General features: G+C 71.3%; 12 protein-coding genes and 1 pseudogene. 10 read left to right on the top strand and 3 right to left on the bottom strand.

What is annotated here, in order from left to right; all coding sequences use genetic code 11:
* Nucleotides 1–277: 277 nt before the first annotated feature.
* A complete protein-coding gene (locus ABH937_RS11025) occupies nucleotides 278–1,093 on the top strand; it encodes an exodeoxyribonuclease III (protein WP_280690724.1) in 816 nt (271 codons plus the stop codon).
* Nucleotides 1,094–1,179: 86 nt separating this feature from the next.
* Here the strand turns inward: ABH937_RS11025 and ABH937_RS11020 are convergent, their stop codons facing one another.
* A complete protein-coding gene (locus tag ABH937_RS11020) occupies nucleotides 1,180–1,737 on the bottom strand; it encodes a MarR family winged helix-turn-helix transcriptional regulator (protein WP_280690723.1) in 558 nt (185 codons plus the stop codon).
* An 89-nt stretch (nucleotides 1,738–1,826) separates the two neighbouring features.
* Between ABH937_RS11020 and ABH937_RS11015 the strand changes: the two genes are divergently transcribed.
* From ABH937_RS11015 to ABH937_RS10995, 5 genes and pseudogenes are all read left to right on the top strand, one after another.
* The gene (locus ABH937_RS11015; protein ID WP_370218069.1) at nucleotides 1,827–2,576 is read left to right on the top strand and encodes an SDR family oxidoreductase; all 750 of its coding nucleotides are present in this window, start codon (nucleotides 1,827–1,829) and stop codon (nucleotides 2,574–2,576) included.
* Between the two features lie 75 nt (nucleotides 2,577–2,651).
* Nucleotides 2,652–3,563: an NADP-dependent oxidoreductase gene (locus ABH937_RS11010; protein WP_370218067.1), complete on the top strand. Its 912-nt coding sequence runs from the start codon at nucleotides 2,652–2,654 to the stop codon at nucleotides 3,561–3,563.
* A 161-nt stretch (nucleotides 3,564–3,724) separates the two neighbouring features.
* Nucleotides 3,725–4,711, top strand: coding sequence for an SDR family NAD(P)-dependent oxidoreductase (locus ABH937_RS11005; protein WP_370218168.1), 987 nt, complete (start codon nucleotides 3,725–3,727; stop codon nucleotides 4,709–4,711).
* 62 nt (nucleotides 4,712–4,773) lie between these two features.
* Nucleotides 4,774–5,145, top strand: a complete 372-nt coding sequence (locus ABH937_RS11000) for a nuclear transport factor 2 family protein (protein WP_370218065.1) — start codon at nucleotides 4,774–4,776, stop codon at nucleotides 5,143–5,145.
* A 73-nt stretch (nucleotides 5,146–5,218) separates the two neighbouring features.
* Nucleotides 5,219–5,323: pseudogene (locus tag ABH937_RS10995) on the top strand (EamA family transporter); the annotation flags it as partial.
* A 23-nt stretch (nucleotides 5,324–5,346) separates the two neighbouring features.
* On the opposite strand, the gene ABH937_RS10990 reads toward ABH937_RS10995, so the two are convergent.
* Nucleotides 5,347–7,446 (bottom strand): SpoIIE family protein phosphatase, encoded by a 2,100-nt coding sequence (locus tag ABH937_RS10990; RefSeq protein WP_370218064.1) that lies wholly within the window; start codon nucleotides 7,444–7,446, stop codon nucleotides 5,347–5,349.
* Between the two features lie 437 nt (nucleotides 7,447–7,883).
* Here ABH937_RS10990 and gdhA point away from each other — a divergent pair, with 437 nt between their 5' ends.
* From gdhA to ABH937_RS10970, 4 genes are all read left to right on the top strand, one after another.
* Nucleotides 7,884–9,242, top strand: coding sequence for an NADP-specific glutamate dehydrogenase (gene gdhA / locus ABH937_RS10985; RefSeq protein WP_280690717.1), 1,359 nt, complete (start codon nucleotides 7,884–7,886; stop codon nucleotides 9,240–9,242).
* 183 nt (nucleotides 9,243–9,425) lie between these two features.
* Nucleotides 9,426–9,713 (top strand): DUF3303 family protein, encoded by a 288-nt coding sequence (locus tag ABH937_RS10980; RefSeq protein ID WP_280690716.1) that lies wholly within the window; start codon nucleotides 9,426–9,428, stop codon nucleotides 9,711–9,713.
* A gap of 95 nt (nucleotides 9,714–9,808) precedes the next feature.
* A complete protein-coding gene (locus ABH937_RS10975; RefSeq protein WP_370218061.1) occupies nucleotides 9,809–10,627 on the top strand; it encodes a methyltransferase domain-containing protein in 819 nt (272 codons plus the stop codon).
* Nucleotides 10,628–10,999: 372 nt separating this feature from the next.
* Nucleotides 11,000–14,497 carry a BTAD domain-containing putative transcriptional regulator gene (locus tag ABH937_RS10970; RefSeq protein ID WP_370218060.1) on the top strand — a complete coding sequence of 1,166 codons (3,498 nt, stop codon included), beginning with the start codon at nucleotides 11,000–11,002 and terminating at the stop codon, nucleotides 14,495–14,497.
* Here the strand turns inward: ABH937_RS10970 and ABH937_RS10965 are convergent.
* Nucleotides 14,454–15,167: a LuxR C-terminal-related transcriptional regulator gene (locus ABH937_RS10965; protein ID WP_370218059.1), complete on the bottom strand. Its 714-nt coding sequence runs from the start codon at nucleotides 15,165–15,167 to the stop codon at nucleotides 14,454–14,456. The two genes, ABH937_RS10970 and ABH937_RS10965, sit on opposite strands and share 44 nt — an antisense overlap.
* Nucleotides 15,168–15,191 lie beyond the last annotated feature (24 nt).

The raw sequence follows: 15,191 nt of genomic DNA, 5'->3' as shown, positions 1-15,191 counted from the left end.
TGTGGACGGGACTGCCGGCATCCTGAAGGACCGGGGTGGACCCCGGCCGGGGCCTGGCTGGCGTGCCAGGTGAGGGCGCGGGCTTTATCCGTCCTTCTTTATTAAAGGTCTTTGCAGTAAGTGACCCTAGGCGGTTCGCCGGAAGATGGTCAAGACCAATGACACGCCTTGCCAGTGAACGGACCTTGCCGGCGAACAGGCCCTGGCAGCGAACAGGACCTTGACGGCGAGCGGGCCTTGACCGGGCCCCGCCGCCCGAGCCGGGTAGGCTGCCGGGGTGACCGTCGTAACCACTGCCAACGTCAACGGGATTCGAGCCGCCGCGAAGAAGGGCTTCATCGAGTGGCTCGCGGCCACCGAGGCGGATGTCGTCTGCCTCCAGGAGGTCCGCGCCGAGAGCGGCCAACTCCCGCCCGAGCTGCGCGAGTTGCCCGGCTGGCACGCCTTCTGGGCACCCGCTGCCGCCAAGGGCAGGGCCGGCGTCGCCATCCTGTCGCGCGCCGAGCCGCAGCGGTCCCAGATCGGCTTCGGGTCCGCCGAATTCGACAATTCGGGCAGATACCTCGAAATCGACCTCCCCGGCCTGACCGTCGCCAGCCTCTACCTCCCCTCCGGCGAGGTCGGCACCGAGCGCCAGGACGAGAAGGAACGCTTCATGGCGGAGTTCCTCACCCACCTCACCGCCCTGCGCACCCGCGCCGCCGCCGAGGGCCGCGAGGTCGTGGTCTGCGGCGACTGGAACATCGCCCACCAGGAAGCCGACCTCAAGAACTGGAAGGCCAACCAGAAGGCCGCCGGCTTCCTCCCCGAGGAACGCGCCTGGCTCACCCAGGTCCTGGACGAGGCCGGCTACGTCGACGTGGTCCGCCGCCAGCACCCGGACCAGGCCGGCCCGTACACGTGGTGGTCCTACCGGGGGCGCGCGTTCGACAACGACTCCGGCTGGCGGATCGATTATCTGATGGCCAGTCAGAACCTTGCGGACACCTGCGTCTCCGCCCGCGTCGAGCGCGCCGCCACCCATGCTGAGCGGTGGTCCGACCACGCGCCGGTGACCGCCGAGTTCGACCTCGGTCAACTCCCCCAGCGCTGACGGAAGATCGGGCGACCGGTTTCAGCCACCTCGGTCGTCGCACTGCTTGCCCTCGGCGACCGGGCAGGGCCGAGCCCAGCTCGACACTAGAGGTTGTCCGGTGGGGGGAGCGATCCGTGTGTGAGGAGGTTCGTGTACACGGATTCCAGTGCGGTGCTCAGCGGGTCCAGCAGTTCGCGGGGGATTCCACCGAAGAACAGCCGCTTGATCAGTTCGACATGACCGGGAGCGGCTCGCTCCAGGGTGAGGCGGCCCTCGGCGGTCAGGCGGACTTCGGTGGCTCGCCGGTCGGAGTCGGCGGTCGCGAGTTCGACCAGTCCTCGGCTCGCCATCCGCTTCGCGTGGTGGGACAGCCGGCTTCTCTCCCAGCCGATCTGGGCGGCGAGGACGGTGACGGTCAGGCTCGCGGATTCGCTTGCGCCGAGCGCGGTGAGCACGTCCCAGTCGGCGAGGGACATGCGGCTGTCGGCCTGTAGCTGTCGGTTCATCTCATAGACCAGCCGTAGCTGGACCTTGATGTAGGCCAGCCATGCCCGTTGTTGCTCCTCGTCGAGCCATCCTGTGACGGGCTCGGGTACGGGCCGCTTGCGGGGCATCACGTGCAGGCCTTCCTCGGTCCAGCCGTCATCGGCTCGTCTGCTCATTCTCACACCCTCGGCGTGGCGCCGGGAATACTGCGATCCGTCTCGGGCTTATGCTTGACATGTCACGTAATCCCCGAGGGAGGACGACGATGAACCAGCTTGAAGGCAAGACGGCCCTCGTGACCGGCGGCACGTCCGGGATCGGGCTCGCGACGGCCCAGCGCTTCGCCGAGGAGGGCGCCCACGTGTTCGTCACCGGCCGCCGCCAAGCCGAGCTCGACCAGGCGGTCACTTCGATCGGTCACGGCGCGGTCGGCGTCCGCGGCGACGTGTCCGACCTGACCGATCTCGATGCGGTCTACGCGAAGATCGCTCAACGCGGTCGCGGCTTGGACGTCCTGTTCGCCAACGCCGGTGGTGGGTCGTTCGCGACGCTCGAAGAGTTGGACGCCGCGCACTTCGACCAGACCTTCGCCGTCAACGTCCGGGGCACGGTGTTCACCGTGCAGAAGGCTCTGCCACTGCTGAACAAGGGCGCCTCGGTCATCCTGTCCGGCTCGACCGCCGCCACCAGCGGCACCCCCGCCTTCGGCGTCTACGCCGCGACCAAGGCCGCCATCCGATCGTTCGGACGGACGTGGGCGGTGGAGCTGGCCGGCCGAAGCGTACGGGTCAACGTGATCGTGCCCGGCCCGACCGAGACCACCGGCTTGCGCGGCCTGGCCGGCGACGCGGCCCAGGCCGACGGACTCATCGCCCAGCTGGGCAGCGGAGTGCCGTTGGGGCGAGTCGCCCGCCCCGACGAGATCGCCAACGCCGTGCTGTTTCTCGCCTCCGGCCAGAGCAGCTTCGTCACCGGCAGCGAACTCTTCGCCGACGGCGGCGAAGAACAGCAGTAGTCGCACACGCGGGCACCCGCGCGCTCCGCACCACTCCTACGCAGTTCTGACACCACCTTCCAGAAGGAGGAGCTCATGTCACAGGCAGTCCTGCTCACCGATTTCGGACCCCCCGAAGTACTCAAGCTCGGCGACATCAAGATCGGCGACCCCGGCCCGACCCAAATCCGCCTGGCCGTGCGCTTCGCCGGTGTCGGGCCCACGGATCTGGCCATCAGGTCCGGGCACCTGCGCAACGTCTTCCCCGCATCGCCTGGCGCGGTGCTCGGCTTCGAGGCCGCAGGGGTGGTCGATGCCGTCGGAAGCGCGGTCGCCGATGTCTCGACCGGTGACGAGGTCGCGGTCTTCCTGCCCGGGCTCGGTGGCTACGCCGAACTCGTACTGGCCGACTACTGGGTGCGCAAGCCGCCATCGGTCGACTGGGACGCCGCGGCGGCATTGCCGGCTTCTGGTGAAGCCGCGGTGCGCGTGCTCAATCTGCTGCGAGTAGCACCGGGAGAGACCCTGCTGATGCTCGGTGGCACCGGTTCGGTCGGCACCATCGCCACCCAGCTCGCCGTCGCGCGCGGCGTGCGGGTCGTCGCTGCGGTCCGACGCGATGACTTCGGCGTCGCCGAGAACCTCGGTGCGATCCCAGTCGAGTACGGCGAGCACATGGCCGACGCAGTGCGCTCGGCCGTCGGACAGGTGGACGCGGTGATGGACGCGGCGCGCGCCAGTGACCTGGAAACAGCGGCTGGACTTGCCAGCGCTCCCCGACGCGTCATCACGCTCACCAATCCGAGTGCCGAGCAGCTCGGCGCCACTCTCTCCGGACCGATCCCGGCTGAGATCCCGGCGGCGCTGACGGAAGCGATGGAGCAACTGGCCGACGGCAATCTGATCCTGCGCGACCGAACCGTCAGACCGCTCGCGGACGCCGCGGACGTTCACGCGCAACTGCAGGCCGGGACCCTGCGCAGGAAGGCCGTGCTCGCGGTCTCGTGACCGCCGGCCCGCTCGTCGCTGCCATCGCCACACGGTTGGCGATCAGCCCCCACTGCGCCCGCGCCGAGGTCGACGCGGGCGCCAGCCTCAAAGCCGCCCCCGGGCCGCCTTCATCGCCGCACCGCTCGCGTGCGGACAATGGAGACAGGAGAGAACACCCCATGGCACACACACTGCTCACCACGCCGTTCGGAGCAGAGTCGACCGCGCTGGAAGTCGTCAACGGCGTCGACCTGACGGGCAAGCGCGCCATCGTCACCGGCGGCTCATCCGGGCTGGGCCTCGAAACGGCACGTGCACTGGCCTCAGTCGGCGCGGAAGTCACCCTCGCGGTACGCAACACCGAAGCCGGCGAGAAAGCCAGGAGCGACATCGCGGCGACCACGGGCAACCAGAACCTCCACGTCGCACGGCTCGACCTCGCCGACCAGGAGTCCGTCCGGCAGTTCGTGGACGCATGGCAGGGGCCACTGCACATCCTGGTCAACAACGCCGGCGTCATGGCCATGCCGCTGAACCGCACGGCGGAGGGCTGGGAGATGCAGTTCGCCACGAACCACCTCGGACACTTCGCACTTGCCGTAGGACTGCACGACGCCCTCGCCAAGGCACATGGAGCGCGCATCGTGGCCGTCAGTTCCGTCGGGCACATCGGCGGCAACGTCGACTTCGACGACATCATGTTCGACCACCGTCCCTACAACGAGTGGGTCGCCTACGGCCAGTCGAAGACAGCCAACGTCCTCTTCGCCGTCGAGGCGACGAAGCGGTGGGCCGGCGACGGCATCTTCGCCAACGCACTCAACCCCGGCCGTATCCCTTCCACGGGCCTCATGCGGCACATCCCGCAGGTCGACGCCTCCACCGACAGCACCGGCGTCTCCTGGAAGAACGAGGAGCAAGGTGCGGCCACCTCGGCCCTACTGGCAGCCTCTCCCCTCCTCGACGGCATCGGCGGCCGCTACTTCGAGGACTGCAACGAGGCCGGCCCCAACGAGCCCGGTGTTCGCCGCGGAGTGGCCGCGTACGCGCTCGGCGAGGACAACGCCGCACGCCTGTGGCAGGTCTCGCTCGACCTCATCCGCCCCTGGTCCTCCGGCTCTTCGCACTCCGCAACCCTGACGCGTTCGCAGGACCAACAGCACTGATCCCGGGTGGTCCTGCCAGCCGGGCCACAACTCACCCTGCAAGCCGACCCGAAGGACCGCTCATGAACAGCTCCGTCGCCGACCTGATGCGCCGCAACCTTCTCGACGTCTTCAACGAACCGGCTCCCGAGCGCCGCAACGCGGCCATCGCGCAGACCTACGCCCAGGACGTCGTGTGGCACGAACCCGACCGCGTGATCCGAGGCCGCGAGGCGCTCGCCCAGCGCGCCACGGAGCTGCGTGCGCAGAGCCCGGACTGGGTCTTCCGGCCCGACGGCCCCGTCTCCGTCAACGACGACCTCGGCCACCTCGGCTTCCAGTTCGGCCCTGCCGGTCAACCGCCCGTCGCGACCGGAATGGACATCGCCCGCTGCAAGGACGGCGTCATCGTAGAGCTCTACACCTTCGTCAGCGGGAGCAGCCAACCCTCCTAGCGCGACGGGCCCGAACGCTTCGCGCCCAGCACGCGGGCGCACGAGTCGCATCGCACGAGGTTCACCGGCCAGGCCCCTGCGCCGCGTTCCGGCCCGGTTCTTCGGCCTGTTCATGAGCGTCAACCCCGTGCTGGCCGCCCTGGCCGGTCTCGTCGTCCTCGGTCAAGCGCTGGGACCGCCCGTCGCGGCCGGCGCGTCGGATCAGTCTCGGCCGATCGGTCGGTGGGGGTCGACCTGGGCGATGAGCAGGGCGACGTCATCGTGGCCGTCCGGGTCCCGCAGTGCGGACAGGAGCCGGTCACAGGTCGCCTCCAGCGGGAGCCGGGGCTCGGCGAGCAGATCGAGGAGGGTGCGCAGGCGGCTGTCGATGGGTTGGTCGCGGGTCTCGACCAACCCGTCGGTGTACAGCACCAGCCGGTCTCCGGGCCCGAGTTCGCGGCTGGTGGCCTCGAAGGGGACGCCGCCGACGCCGAGCGGCGCGCCGGTCGGCAGGTCCAGCAGTGCGGGTGCGCGGTCGGAGCGGATCAGGACGGGCGGCAGGTGGCCCGCCATCGCGATGCGGCACTGTGCGCGGTGCGGGTCGAAGACGGCGTAGACGCAGGTGGCGATGGTCTCCTCCAGACCCTGGGTGATGCGGTCCAGGTGGTGCAGGACCTGGGCGGGATCGAGGTCGAGCCCGGCCAGGGTGCGGGTGGCGGTGCGCAGTTGCCCCATGGTGGCGGCGGCGTTGATGCCGCTGCCCATGACGTCGCCGACGACCAGGGCGGTCTTGTCGCCGGACACCGGGATGGCGTCGAACCAGTCGCCGCCGACCTCGCCGGCAGCCGCCGCGGGTTGGTACCGGTAGGCGACCTCGAGGCCGATGGGCTGGGGCGGCTGGTGCGGGAGGAGGTGCCGCTGGAGGGTCAGGGCGGCGTGGCGTTGGCTCTGGTACCAGCGGGCGTTGTCGATGCAGACGGCGGCGCGGGCGGCCAGTTCGCCGGCCAGGATGACGTCGTCGTCGTTGAACGGCAACGGGTGGCGGGTGCGTTTGAGGTCGAGAGCACCGAGGACTTCGCCGCGGGCGATCAGCGGCACGGCAAGGTAGGAGTGCAGGCCGGCCTGGGCCAGCAGGGTGGCGGCCTGGTCGTCGCGGGCGATGCGCGGCAGGTCCCGAGCCTCGACGTGCGCCACCAGGACCGGGCGCCCGGTGGTCACGCAGCGGGTGACCAGCCGGTCGGCATCGTACTTGGCGATCTCGCCGGTGGGGTCGGCGGCCCGAACGGCCTCGGTGGCGTGGGCCGCCGCCACCGCGAGGGCCCGGAACGTCGCGGGCGCCGCGCCGCCGGACACCGTGCCGATCGGGCGGCCGTTCAGGACCGAGTCGAGGACGTCCACCGCCGCGACGTCGGCGAAGTCGGGAACGACGAAGTCGGCGAGCTCTCGGGCGGTCCGGTCGAGGTCGAGCGTGGTGCCGATCCGCACCGAGGCACGGGCGATGAGGGCCAGCCGCCGCCGGGCTTCGGCCGCCTCGGTGGCCGCGCGGTGCTGCTCGGTGACGTCCACCACGGAGGTCGCCAGCCCGAGCACCCGCCCGGCCGGGTCCTCCAGCCGGAAGTACGACGCTCGCCAGGCGTGCTCGACGTCCGGATCCGCCCGCGTGCGGCCGACGGTGAACTCGTCCACCAGCGATGTCCCGCTGGTGAGGACCTGGTGCATCGCGGACTCGATGGACTCGACGTCCAGGAACGGCAGTGCCTCATGAACGGTGCGACCGAGGTGCTCGCCGGCGGAAAGGCCGTTGATGCGCTCGAGCGCCGGGTTGACCAGCACATACCGCAGGTCGGTACCCAGCACCGCTAGCCCGATCGGGGACTGGGCCACCAGGCGCGCCGACAGTGCCAGGTCCCGCTCGACGCCGCGCAGCGTGGCCTCGTCGGCGGCGATCCCGAGTGCGTACAGACCGCCTTGCCGATCCTGCAGCCGCATGTTGCGGAACTCCATCGGCCGGATGCTGCCGTCCTTGTGCCGCACGGGAAAGACTCCCGCCCAGCTTCCGCTGCCCTCCATGACCTCGACGAACAGCTCCAGGACCGCGCCGACGTGCTCCTCGGCCACCAGGACCTCGGCCGCGTGCCGACCCAGCACCTCCTCGGCGCTCCAGCCGAACAGCTCGTGGGCCTGCGGGCTCCAGAGCACGATCCGTCCGTCCGCGTCCAGCACCGCGGCCGCCAGGCTCAGCACGTCCAGCAGACCGCCCGCCTCGGACGGGACGACCCCGGCCGGGCCGCGCCGGGCCCCGGACGCATCTCCTGTGCGCATTGCCGGCCCTCCTTCCGCCCACCCGGTGAGCAGCTGCCGCGTCCCGGCCCGGCAGCCGAGCGGCGCGCCCGGTCGCCTCGGTGTCCTCCATCGTCTCTCCGCCGGCCGCAACCGGCCCACGGGATAGCTCATCATCGACGACCTGCGGTCCTGACGGAAGGTGTACGCGCAGGACGGCGAGCCGAGTCCCGCACCGGACGGCGGGGACGGGTCCGGGCCCCCTTCGGCGGTGGGCACCGGACGGCGGAGGACCGCCCAATGAGACGGTGCGCCATAGATATTGAGATGGCTTCAACAAAATGTGACACTACGGTGCCTGGCAGGCAGCGCCTGACACCGTCCGGTTCCGGTGGTCCCTGCCCGCCGCCCGATCGCCGATGTCGTCGCCGGGCAGAACCGCCGCTCCGTCACCGGTACTCGGGAAGGGAACCGATCCCATGTCGGCACGCACCATCGAAAGCACCTCGGTGGAATCCGTCTACGCGGAGATCCTCCGGCGCAATCCCGGTGAATCCGAGTTCCATCAGGCCGCTCGCGAGGTACTGGACAGCCTCGCGCCAGTGCTCGCGGCCCGCCCGGAGTACGCCCGGGCCAAGCTGATCGAGCGGATCGCCGAGCCGGAGCGGCAGGTCATGTTCCGGGTCCCGTGGCTGGACGACGCGGGCGTCGTCCACGTCAACCGCGGCTTCCGGGTGGAGTTCAACAGCGCGCTCGGCCCGTACAAGGGCGGTCTGCGCTTCCACCCGTCGGTGAACCTCGGCATCGTGAAGTTCCTCGGCTTCGAGCAGATCTTCAAGAACGCCCTGACCGGTCTGAACATCGGCGGCGGCAAGGGCGGCAGCGACTTCGACCCGCGCGGCCGCAGCGACAACGAAGTGATGCGCTTCTGCCAGTCGTTCATGACCGAGCTCTACCGGCACCTGGGCGAGCACACCGACGTGCCGGCCGGTGACATCGGCGTCGGCGGCCGCGAGATCGGCTTCCTGTTCGGCCAGTACCGCCGGATCACCAACCGCTGGGAAGCCGGCGTGCTGACCGGCAAGGGCCTGGACTGGGGCGGCTCGCAGGCCCGGACGGAGGCCACCGGGTACGGCAACGTGCTGTTCACCGCCGAGATGCTGAAGAAGCGCGGCGAGGACCTGGACGGCCAGACGGTCGTGGTCTCCGGTTCCGGCAACGTCGCGATCTACTCGATCGAGAAGGCCCAGGCGCTCGGTGCGAACGTGATCACGGCGTCCGACTCGCAGGGCTACGTCGTGGACGACAAGGGCATGGACGTCGCCCTGCTGAAGCAGATCAAGGAGGTCGAGCGCGGCCGGGTCAGCGACTACGCCGAGCGCCGCGGCGGCTCCGCCCGTTACGTCGCCGGCGGGAGCGTGTGGGACGTCGCCGCCGACGTCGCCCTGCCCTCCGCCACCCAGAACGAGCTGGACGCCGAGGCCGCGGCCACCCTGGTGCGCAACGGCGTCAAGGCCGTCTCGGAGGGGGCGAACATGCCCACCACCCCCGAGGCCGTGCGCATCCTCCAGGAGGCCGGCGTCGCGTTCGGCCCGGGCAAGGCCGCCAACGCGGGCGGCGTCGCCACCAGCGGCCTGGAGATGGCGCAGAACGCCGGCCGCGACGTCTGGTCGTTCGCCCAGGTCGAGGACCGCCTCGCGGGCATCATGCGCGACATCCACGACACCTGCTTCGAGACCGCCGCCCGCTACGGCGCCCCCGGCGACTACGTCACCGGCGCCAACATCGCCGGCTTCGAACGGGTCGCGGACGCGATGCTCGCCCAGGGCCTGATCTGACGCTTCAGCCGCTCCGCTAGACCGGCGCCGCACCGCCTCGATGGTGCGGCGCCGTCGTGCCGCACCGGGCAACTCCCCTCTCGTCCCTCCGATGCCTTACCCCGGCTGCCAAGGCCGCCGATCGCGGCCACGATCTGGGGGAGGCACGAGTGTGCCGAAACGCCAACCAGAGGTGGAACGACCATGAGGGTGCTGCTGACGGTCCAGATGGACACCGAGAAGGCGAACAAGGCGATCGCGGGCAAGACGCTGGCCAACACCATGAAGTCGGTCTTCGACCGGATCAAGCCGGAGGCCGCGTACTTCGGAGCGCTGGACGGGATGCGGACCGGATTCGTCGTCTTCGACCTGAAGGAGCCGTCCGACATCCCGAGCGTCGCCGAGCCGTTCTTTCAGGACCTCGGCGCCAAGATCACCTTGACGCCGGTGATGAACTTCGACGATGTCCAAGCAGGCTTGCCGAAGGCCTGACCGCACCGACGAATGGCCCGCACCCGGCACGGGGGGCGGGCCATCGCTCGTTGCCGGGCGCGGCCCGGCCGATAGCCGCGCCTATAGTGAGCGCCATGAGCGACCCGCGCCCCACCTCGGGCTTCCACGCGGCCAACGCCGACCCCTCGGCCACCGACCGGCTGGCCGCCGCGCTGGACGCCCAGGCCGCCAACCCCGGTGTGCGCCGGCTGCGCGAGTGGGCGCACTCGCGCCTCGCCGCGCGCCCCGGCGAGCGGGCGCTGGACGTCGGCTCCGGTACCGGCTCGGAGACCCGGGTACTCGCCGCGGCGGTCGCCCCGGACGGCGCCGCGATCGGCCTCGAACCCCATCCCGGCCTGCGCGCCCTCGCCGAGCGGCGCGCCGCCGACGCCGACAGCCCGGCCCGGTTCCTGGAAGGCGACGCGCTCGCGCTGCCGCTGCCCGACGCCGACCTCGACGTGGTCCGGTGCGAGCGCGTGCTGCAGCACCTCACCGATCCGGCGCGGGCCGTCGCCGAGATCGCCCGGGTCCTGCGCCCGGGCGGCCGGGTCGCGCTGCTCGACACCGACTGGGCCACCTTCGTCCTGCACCCGGCCGCCCCGGAGATCCGCCCCGCGCTGGCCTCCGTCACCCAGGCCACCGCCGCCACCCCGGACGCCGGACGCCGCCTGGCGAGCTGGCTGAGCGCAGCGGGCCTGACCGTCGACGACGTCGGGTCCGACGTCGTCCTGCACGACCCCCGCTCCGTCAGCTGGCCGATCGTCCGCGGGCTCGGCACGGCGGCCCTCGGGCGGAGCCTGATCACCGAGGAGCAGCGCGACCGGCTCTACGCCGACCTCACGGCCGCCGCCGAGCAGGGCGCTTTCCACCTGTCGGTGACGATGTTCGCCGTCGTCGCCCACCGGCCCGGCTGACCGGCCGGGCCGGCTGCGAGGGCGCCTCGGACCACCGCGCCCGGTGGCGCGGCGCTGCGCAGGCCTGTCTGCCTGATCCCCATCGTGCTGTCCCCTTTCCTGGCGAACCCGGTCGGGTGGGGACCGGGTTCGGGGTGCGGGCGACCGAGGCGGCGGCCGTGCGTCCTGCGGAGACGACGGCCGTGCTGTGGCCACCCGCGGGTGGTGCCTCAAGTGCGGTGTTCAAGTGTGGTGTTCAGGTGCCGTGTTGTCAGGCCCGGTGCCTCGGGCCCGACATGACGTGTGGTCCAGACCGAAGTGTCTGTAGCAAGATTTATACCCCCGCGCCGCAGCGGCGGACAGTTCCAGCGCGGGCCTGAAGAGGCCCGAAATATGCCCGCTTCCAAGGGGCATGAGAGCAGGTCAGCGGCCTCGCACCGCACTGCGGCCAGATCACGGTGCCCGAATACTCGCCCGCTGGCACCCGATTGGGCACAAGACCGCAGAAACGGTTGCCCGACCGCGGGTTCGGCCCTGGTCGGGCGCGCTGAGCGAACATGGTCACGGGGCTTGACCCGGGTGTCGGCCTCCGGCGACACTCGGACCCCGATGGTCTGGGTGGGCCGCATTCCCGTGCCGATGGTGATGAAGCGCCACCCGCCGCAGTTCGAGCCGGACACTGTCCCGCTGGACCAGGAGCGGCCGGGACCGACGATCGCGTCGGTCGCCGATGACCTCGGGGATCGACCCGGAGACACTGCGGAACTGGATCCGGGTGCGGCCGACAGAGCCACGCCCCGTGCCGGGGCGCCGACCGCCGCTGCGGGTGGCGGTCCCAGGACCGACGCTGCGCCCTTCCGGTCGCCCGCGACAGCGGCGCGCCTTCCGCCCTTGTCGCAAGCCCGATCGCGACACAGACTACGCAGAGCCGGACCTCGCCTCTTCGCGCGCCGGGCCGGTCAGGACTCTGCTTCCTCAGAGGGAGAGACCGTCATGGAGAACGGTTGCCTGAGTGTCGAGACGCTCGGACCGCTCCGCGCACATGCCGAAGGGCGCGAAATTCTCCTTGGGCCGCCGAAGCAGCGCGCGGTGTTCGCCGTTCTCGCGCTGCGGACCAACAGCGTGGTCTCGCGTGACGATCTGATCGACTACATCTGGGGCGAGGCACCGCCGGCCACCGCGGCCGGCAGCCTGCACACCTACGTGTCCGGTCTACGCCGGACCCTGGCCGGTCTGGGCGCGCCGCTGACCAGCTCGGGATCGGGCTACGCGCTCCAACTCGACCCCGGGCGGCTCGACATCAGAGTGGTCGAGCGGCTGGCGGCACGGGCTCGGACGAGCCGGGCTCAGCGGGACCCGGGCGCCGCGGTCGGGGCCTTCGACGAGGCGCTGGCGCACTGGCACCCCGGCTCGGTGCTCAGCGGGCTGCCGGGTCCGTTCGCGGCCGAGCACCGGACGTGGGTGGCGGATCTGCGGCTGCGCCTGCTGCTGGAGCGTGCCGAGCTGCTGCTGGAGCTCGAGCGACCGACCACGGTGGCCGACCAGTTGCGGGGCCACGTGCCGGACAATCCGTACCACGAGCGGTTGCGCGCCCTGCTGATGACAGCGCTGCGCCAGAGCGGCCGGACCGCCGACGCGCTCGCGCAGTACCACGAGCTGCGCAAGCTGCTCGCCGAGGACCTGGGGATCGACCCGTCGGCCGAACTGCAGTCCCTGTACTCGTCGATGCTGACCGACACCGCCGGGCCGCGCAGCGCCCCGACCGGGCCGGCGGCCGCCGCTCCGGTCCGGCCGGCACAACTGCCGCGCGGCGTCGGCGGCTTCGTGGGTCGCGTCGACTCGGTCCGGCAGGTGCTGGACGTGGCGCGCACCGCGCCCGCCGACGGCGGGGCCGGCGAGGCCGGGTGCCCGCAGATCGTGATGCTGGTCGGCGTGGCCGGGGTCGGCAAGACGGCGCTGGCGGTGCACTGCGGTCATCTGCTCGCCGCCGAGTACCCGGACGGCCAGTTGTACGTGAACCTTCGCGGCTTCGACCCCAAGCAGCCGGCGAGTTCCCCCGTGGACGCCCTGCACCACCTGCTCACCTCGCTGGACGCGGGGACGATCCCGGCGGACCAGGGAGAGCGGGTCGCGCTGTGGCGCAGCATCGTGCGCGACAAGCGCATGCTCATCGTGCTGGACAACGCCGCCTCCGCCGACCAGGTCGAGGACCTGCTGCCGGGTGGCGGTCCGTCCTTCACCGTCGTGACCAGCCGCAACCGGCTCAGCGGCCTCGCGGTCCGGTACTCGGCCCGCCGAGTGACGCTGTCCCCGTTCACCGCCGGGGAATCGTTGCGGCTGCTCTCCGACTCGATCGGGAGCGCTCGGGTCGACGCCGAGACGTCGGCGGCGCGGCGCCTCGCGGAGTTGTGCGACCACCTGCCGCTGGCGCTGCGGATCGCCTCGGAACAGGTGACGGCGGGCCCGCGGTCACGGATCGCCGACCTGATCGCCGACCTGGAGGACGTACGGCGCCGGCTCGACGCCCTGCAGATCCCGGACGACGAGCTGTACTCGGCGCGCGGCGTGCTCTCCTGGTCCTACGCCAGGCTCGACGCCGCGACAGCGCACGCGTTCCGCACGCTCGGGCTGTTCCCCGGAGTGAGCATCCGCGTGGAGGTGGCCGCCGCCCTGCTGAACGTCCCGCCGTCGGCGGCGACCGCGGCGTTGCGGAGCCTGGCCGCGCAGCATCTGGTGGAGACCACCGGCACCAGCTACCGGATGCATGACCTGACCCGGATCTACGCGGAGGAGGTGGCCCGCGGCGGCGAGACGAGCGCGTCACGTCGAGCGGCTCTGGAGCGGGTACTCCGTTGGTACGTAAGGATCCTGACGCGGTATCACCAGTCCACCCAGATCAAGCTCCCGTTCACCGTCGAAGCCGAGACCGAGACCGAAGCCGGGACCGGGACGGAGACCGACAGCGGCGCCCGCCACGAGCCGTTGCGCTTCGACGACCAGAAGGCGTTCGTGGCCTGGTGCGCACAGGAGTGGGAGAACATCGCCCCGCTGGTCCGCACCGCGCAGCGGATCGGCTGCCACGAACAGGCCTGGCAACTGGCCTACCTGCTCTTCGACTACTTCTACGCGACCGGGCAGGCCCGGGAATGGATGAGCACGCTGCAGATCGGGCTGCGCAGCGCCGAGATGACCGAGAACCGGCGCGCCCAGGCGGTCCTGCTCAACCACCTGGGCGTGGCCCACGCGCGGATGGGCCAGAACAGCACCGCGGTGCAGCGGCTCCAGCGTGGCCTGCGGTTGCTCGACGATCTCGGCGACGACGTGCTGCGCACCGGTCTGCTCGGCAATCTGGCCTCCGCCCTTCGGCAGGCCAAGGACTACGCGGCTGCCCTGCCCTACGCCAGGCAGGCACTGCGCCTGGCCCACCGCATCGGGTTGGCGTACTACTCGGCAGGTTGCCTGGACGTCCTGTGCGAACTGCACGCCGAACTCGGCGAGTTCGAGGAGGCCTTGCGGTGCGGGCGCCCCGGTCTCACGGCGGCCCGACGCTGTCGGAACGTACTGTTGGAGGCCAACATCCTGATCAACCTGGGCGTGGCGGAACTCGGGCTGGACAACGCCGAGCGGGCGCAGCGGCATTTCCAGGACGCGCTCTCGGTCTGCGAGTCCAGCGGCGACCGCTACCACGAGGCCGTGGCCCTGTTCGGGCTCGCCAAGGTGTACCGGACGGGATCGGCCCGGCAGGCGGCCCACGGCCTGGCAACCCGGGCGTTGCGGCTGCTGAAGGAACTCGAGGCCGAGGAGGTCGCCGACGTCATGGCCTTCCTCCGCACCCTGGCCGCCGACCTCAGACCGGCAGCAGCGGAGGATGCGGTACGCCGCGCCGGATGACACCGTCGCGCGGGGCGCCCTGGTGATGCTGGTCGCTCTGCTGCTGGCGCTGGTCGCCCTGCTGGCGCTGCCGGCGTTGGTGGCGCTGCCAGATCAGCACCGCCTCGACCCGGCTGCCCGCGCCCAGCGACCTGAAGATCCGGTTGATGTGGTTCTTCACGGTCTTCTCGCTGACGTTCAGCCGTGCGGCGATCTCGCTGTTGCGCGCGCCGCGGGAGACCAGGGCCATCACCTCGTGCTGACGCCGCGACAGGGCGACCACCGGACTGTCGGCGTCGGGGGCCGGCTCCGGCGCCGGGTGCGGCCGGCCCTGCGGGGCAGGAAGCTCGGCCCTGGGGCGGCCGCCGACCTCGACGACGCTCAGCCGGTACTCGGCGCAGAGCCGGCGAGCGGGCGAGGCACCGGCCGGGGCGCCGGCCCGGGCGGTGGGGGCGGCCACCCGCTCCAGCGCGGTCCCCACCGCGGACCGGTCCGTGCCGGCCGCGCCCACCGCACCGATCGCACCCATCGCCGGTCGGACGGTGACCTCGACGAAGGGCATGCTGACGATGTCCACGGCCAGGTTCTTGCTGGCGAACACCTGCCGGATCTGGGCCAGGATGTCCGGGCTGGTGATGGCGATCCGCACGCTGGTCGGACTGACCGGCGCGGACGTGGCGACGAGTGTCATACGCCCAGCGTGGCGGAGCCGGCT

It is taken from the genome of Kitasatospora sp. GAS1066B (assembly GCF_041262605.1).
In the GTDB taxonomy this organism is placed as follows: domain Bacteria; phylum Actinomycetota; class Actinomycetes; order Streptomycetales; family Streptomycetaceae; genus Kitasatospora.
Note: the sequence above shows the minus strand (reverse complement) of the source record. Positions and strands in the feature narration are given on the sequence as shown.

What these genes read in the sequence shown, in the direction of transcription:
- ABH937_RS10980 (WP_280690716.1), top strand. Translation starts at nt 9,426, where the DNA reads ATGAGGGTGCTGCTGACGGTCCAGATGGACACCGAGAAGGCGAACAAG.
- gdhA (WP_280690717.1), top strand. Translation starts at nt 7,884, where the DNA reads ATGTCGGCACGCACCATCGAAAGCACCTCGGTGGAATCCGTCTACGCG.
- ABH937_RS10965 (WP_370218059.1), bottom strand. Translation starts at nt 15,167, where the DNA reads ATGACACTCGTCGCCACGTCCGCGCCGGTCAGTCCGACCAGCGTGCGG.
- ABH937_RS10970 (WP_370218060.1), top strand. Translation starts at nt 11,000, where the DNA reads ATGCCCGCTTCCAAGGGGCATGAGAGCAGGTCAGCGGCCTCGCACCGC.
- ABH937_RS11020 (WP_280690723.1), bottom strand. Translation starts at nt 1,737, where the DNA reads ATGAGCAGACGAGCCGATGACGGCTGGACCGAGGAAGGCCTGCACGTG.
- ABH937_RS11015 (WP_370218069.1), top strand. Translation starts at nt 1,827, where the DNA reads ATGAACCAGCTTGAAGGCAAGACGGCCCTCGTGACCGGCGGCACGTCC.
- ABH937_RS11005 (WP_370218168.1), top strand. Translation starts at nt 3,725, where the DNA reads ATGGCACACACACTGCTCACCACGCCGTTCGGAGCAGAGTCGACCGCG.
- ABH937_RS10975 (WP_370218061.1), top strand. Translation starts at nt 9,809, where the DNA reads ATGAGCGACCCGCGCCCCACCTCGGGCTTCCACGCGGCCAACGCCGAC.
- ABH937_RS11010 (WP_370218067.1), top strand. Translation starts at nt 2,652, where the DNA reads ATGTCACAGGCAGTCCTGCTCACCGATTTCGGACCCCCCGAAGTACTC.
- ABH937_RS10990 (WP_370218064.1), bottom strand. Translation starts at nt 7,446, where the DNA reads ATGCGCACAGGAGATGCGTCCGGGGCCCGGCGCGGCCCGGCCGGGGTC.
- ABH937_RS11000 (WP_370218065.1), top strand. Translation starts at nt 4,774, where the DNA reads ATGAACAGCTCCGTCGCCGACCTGATGCGCCGCAACCTTCTCGACGTC.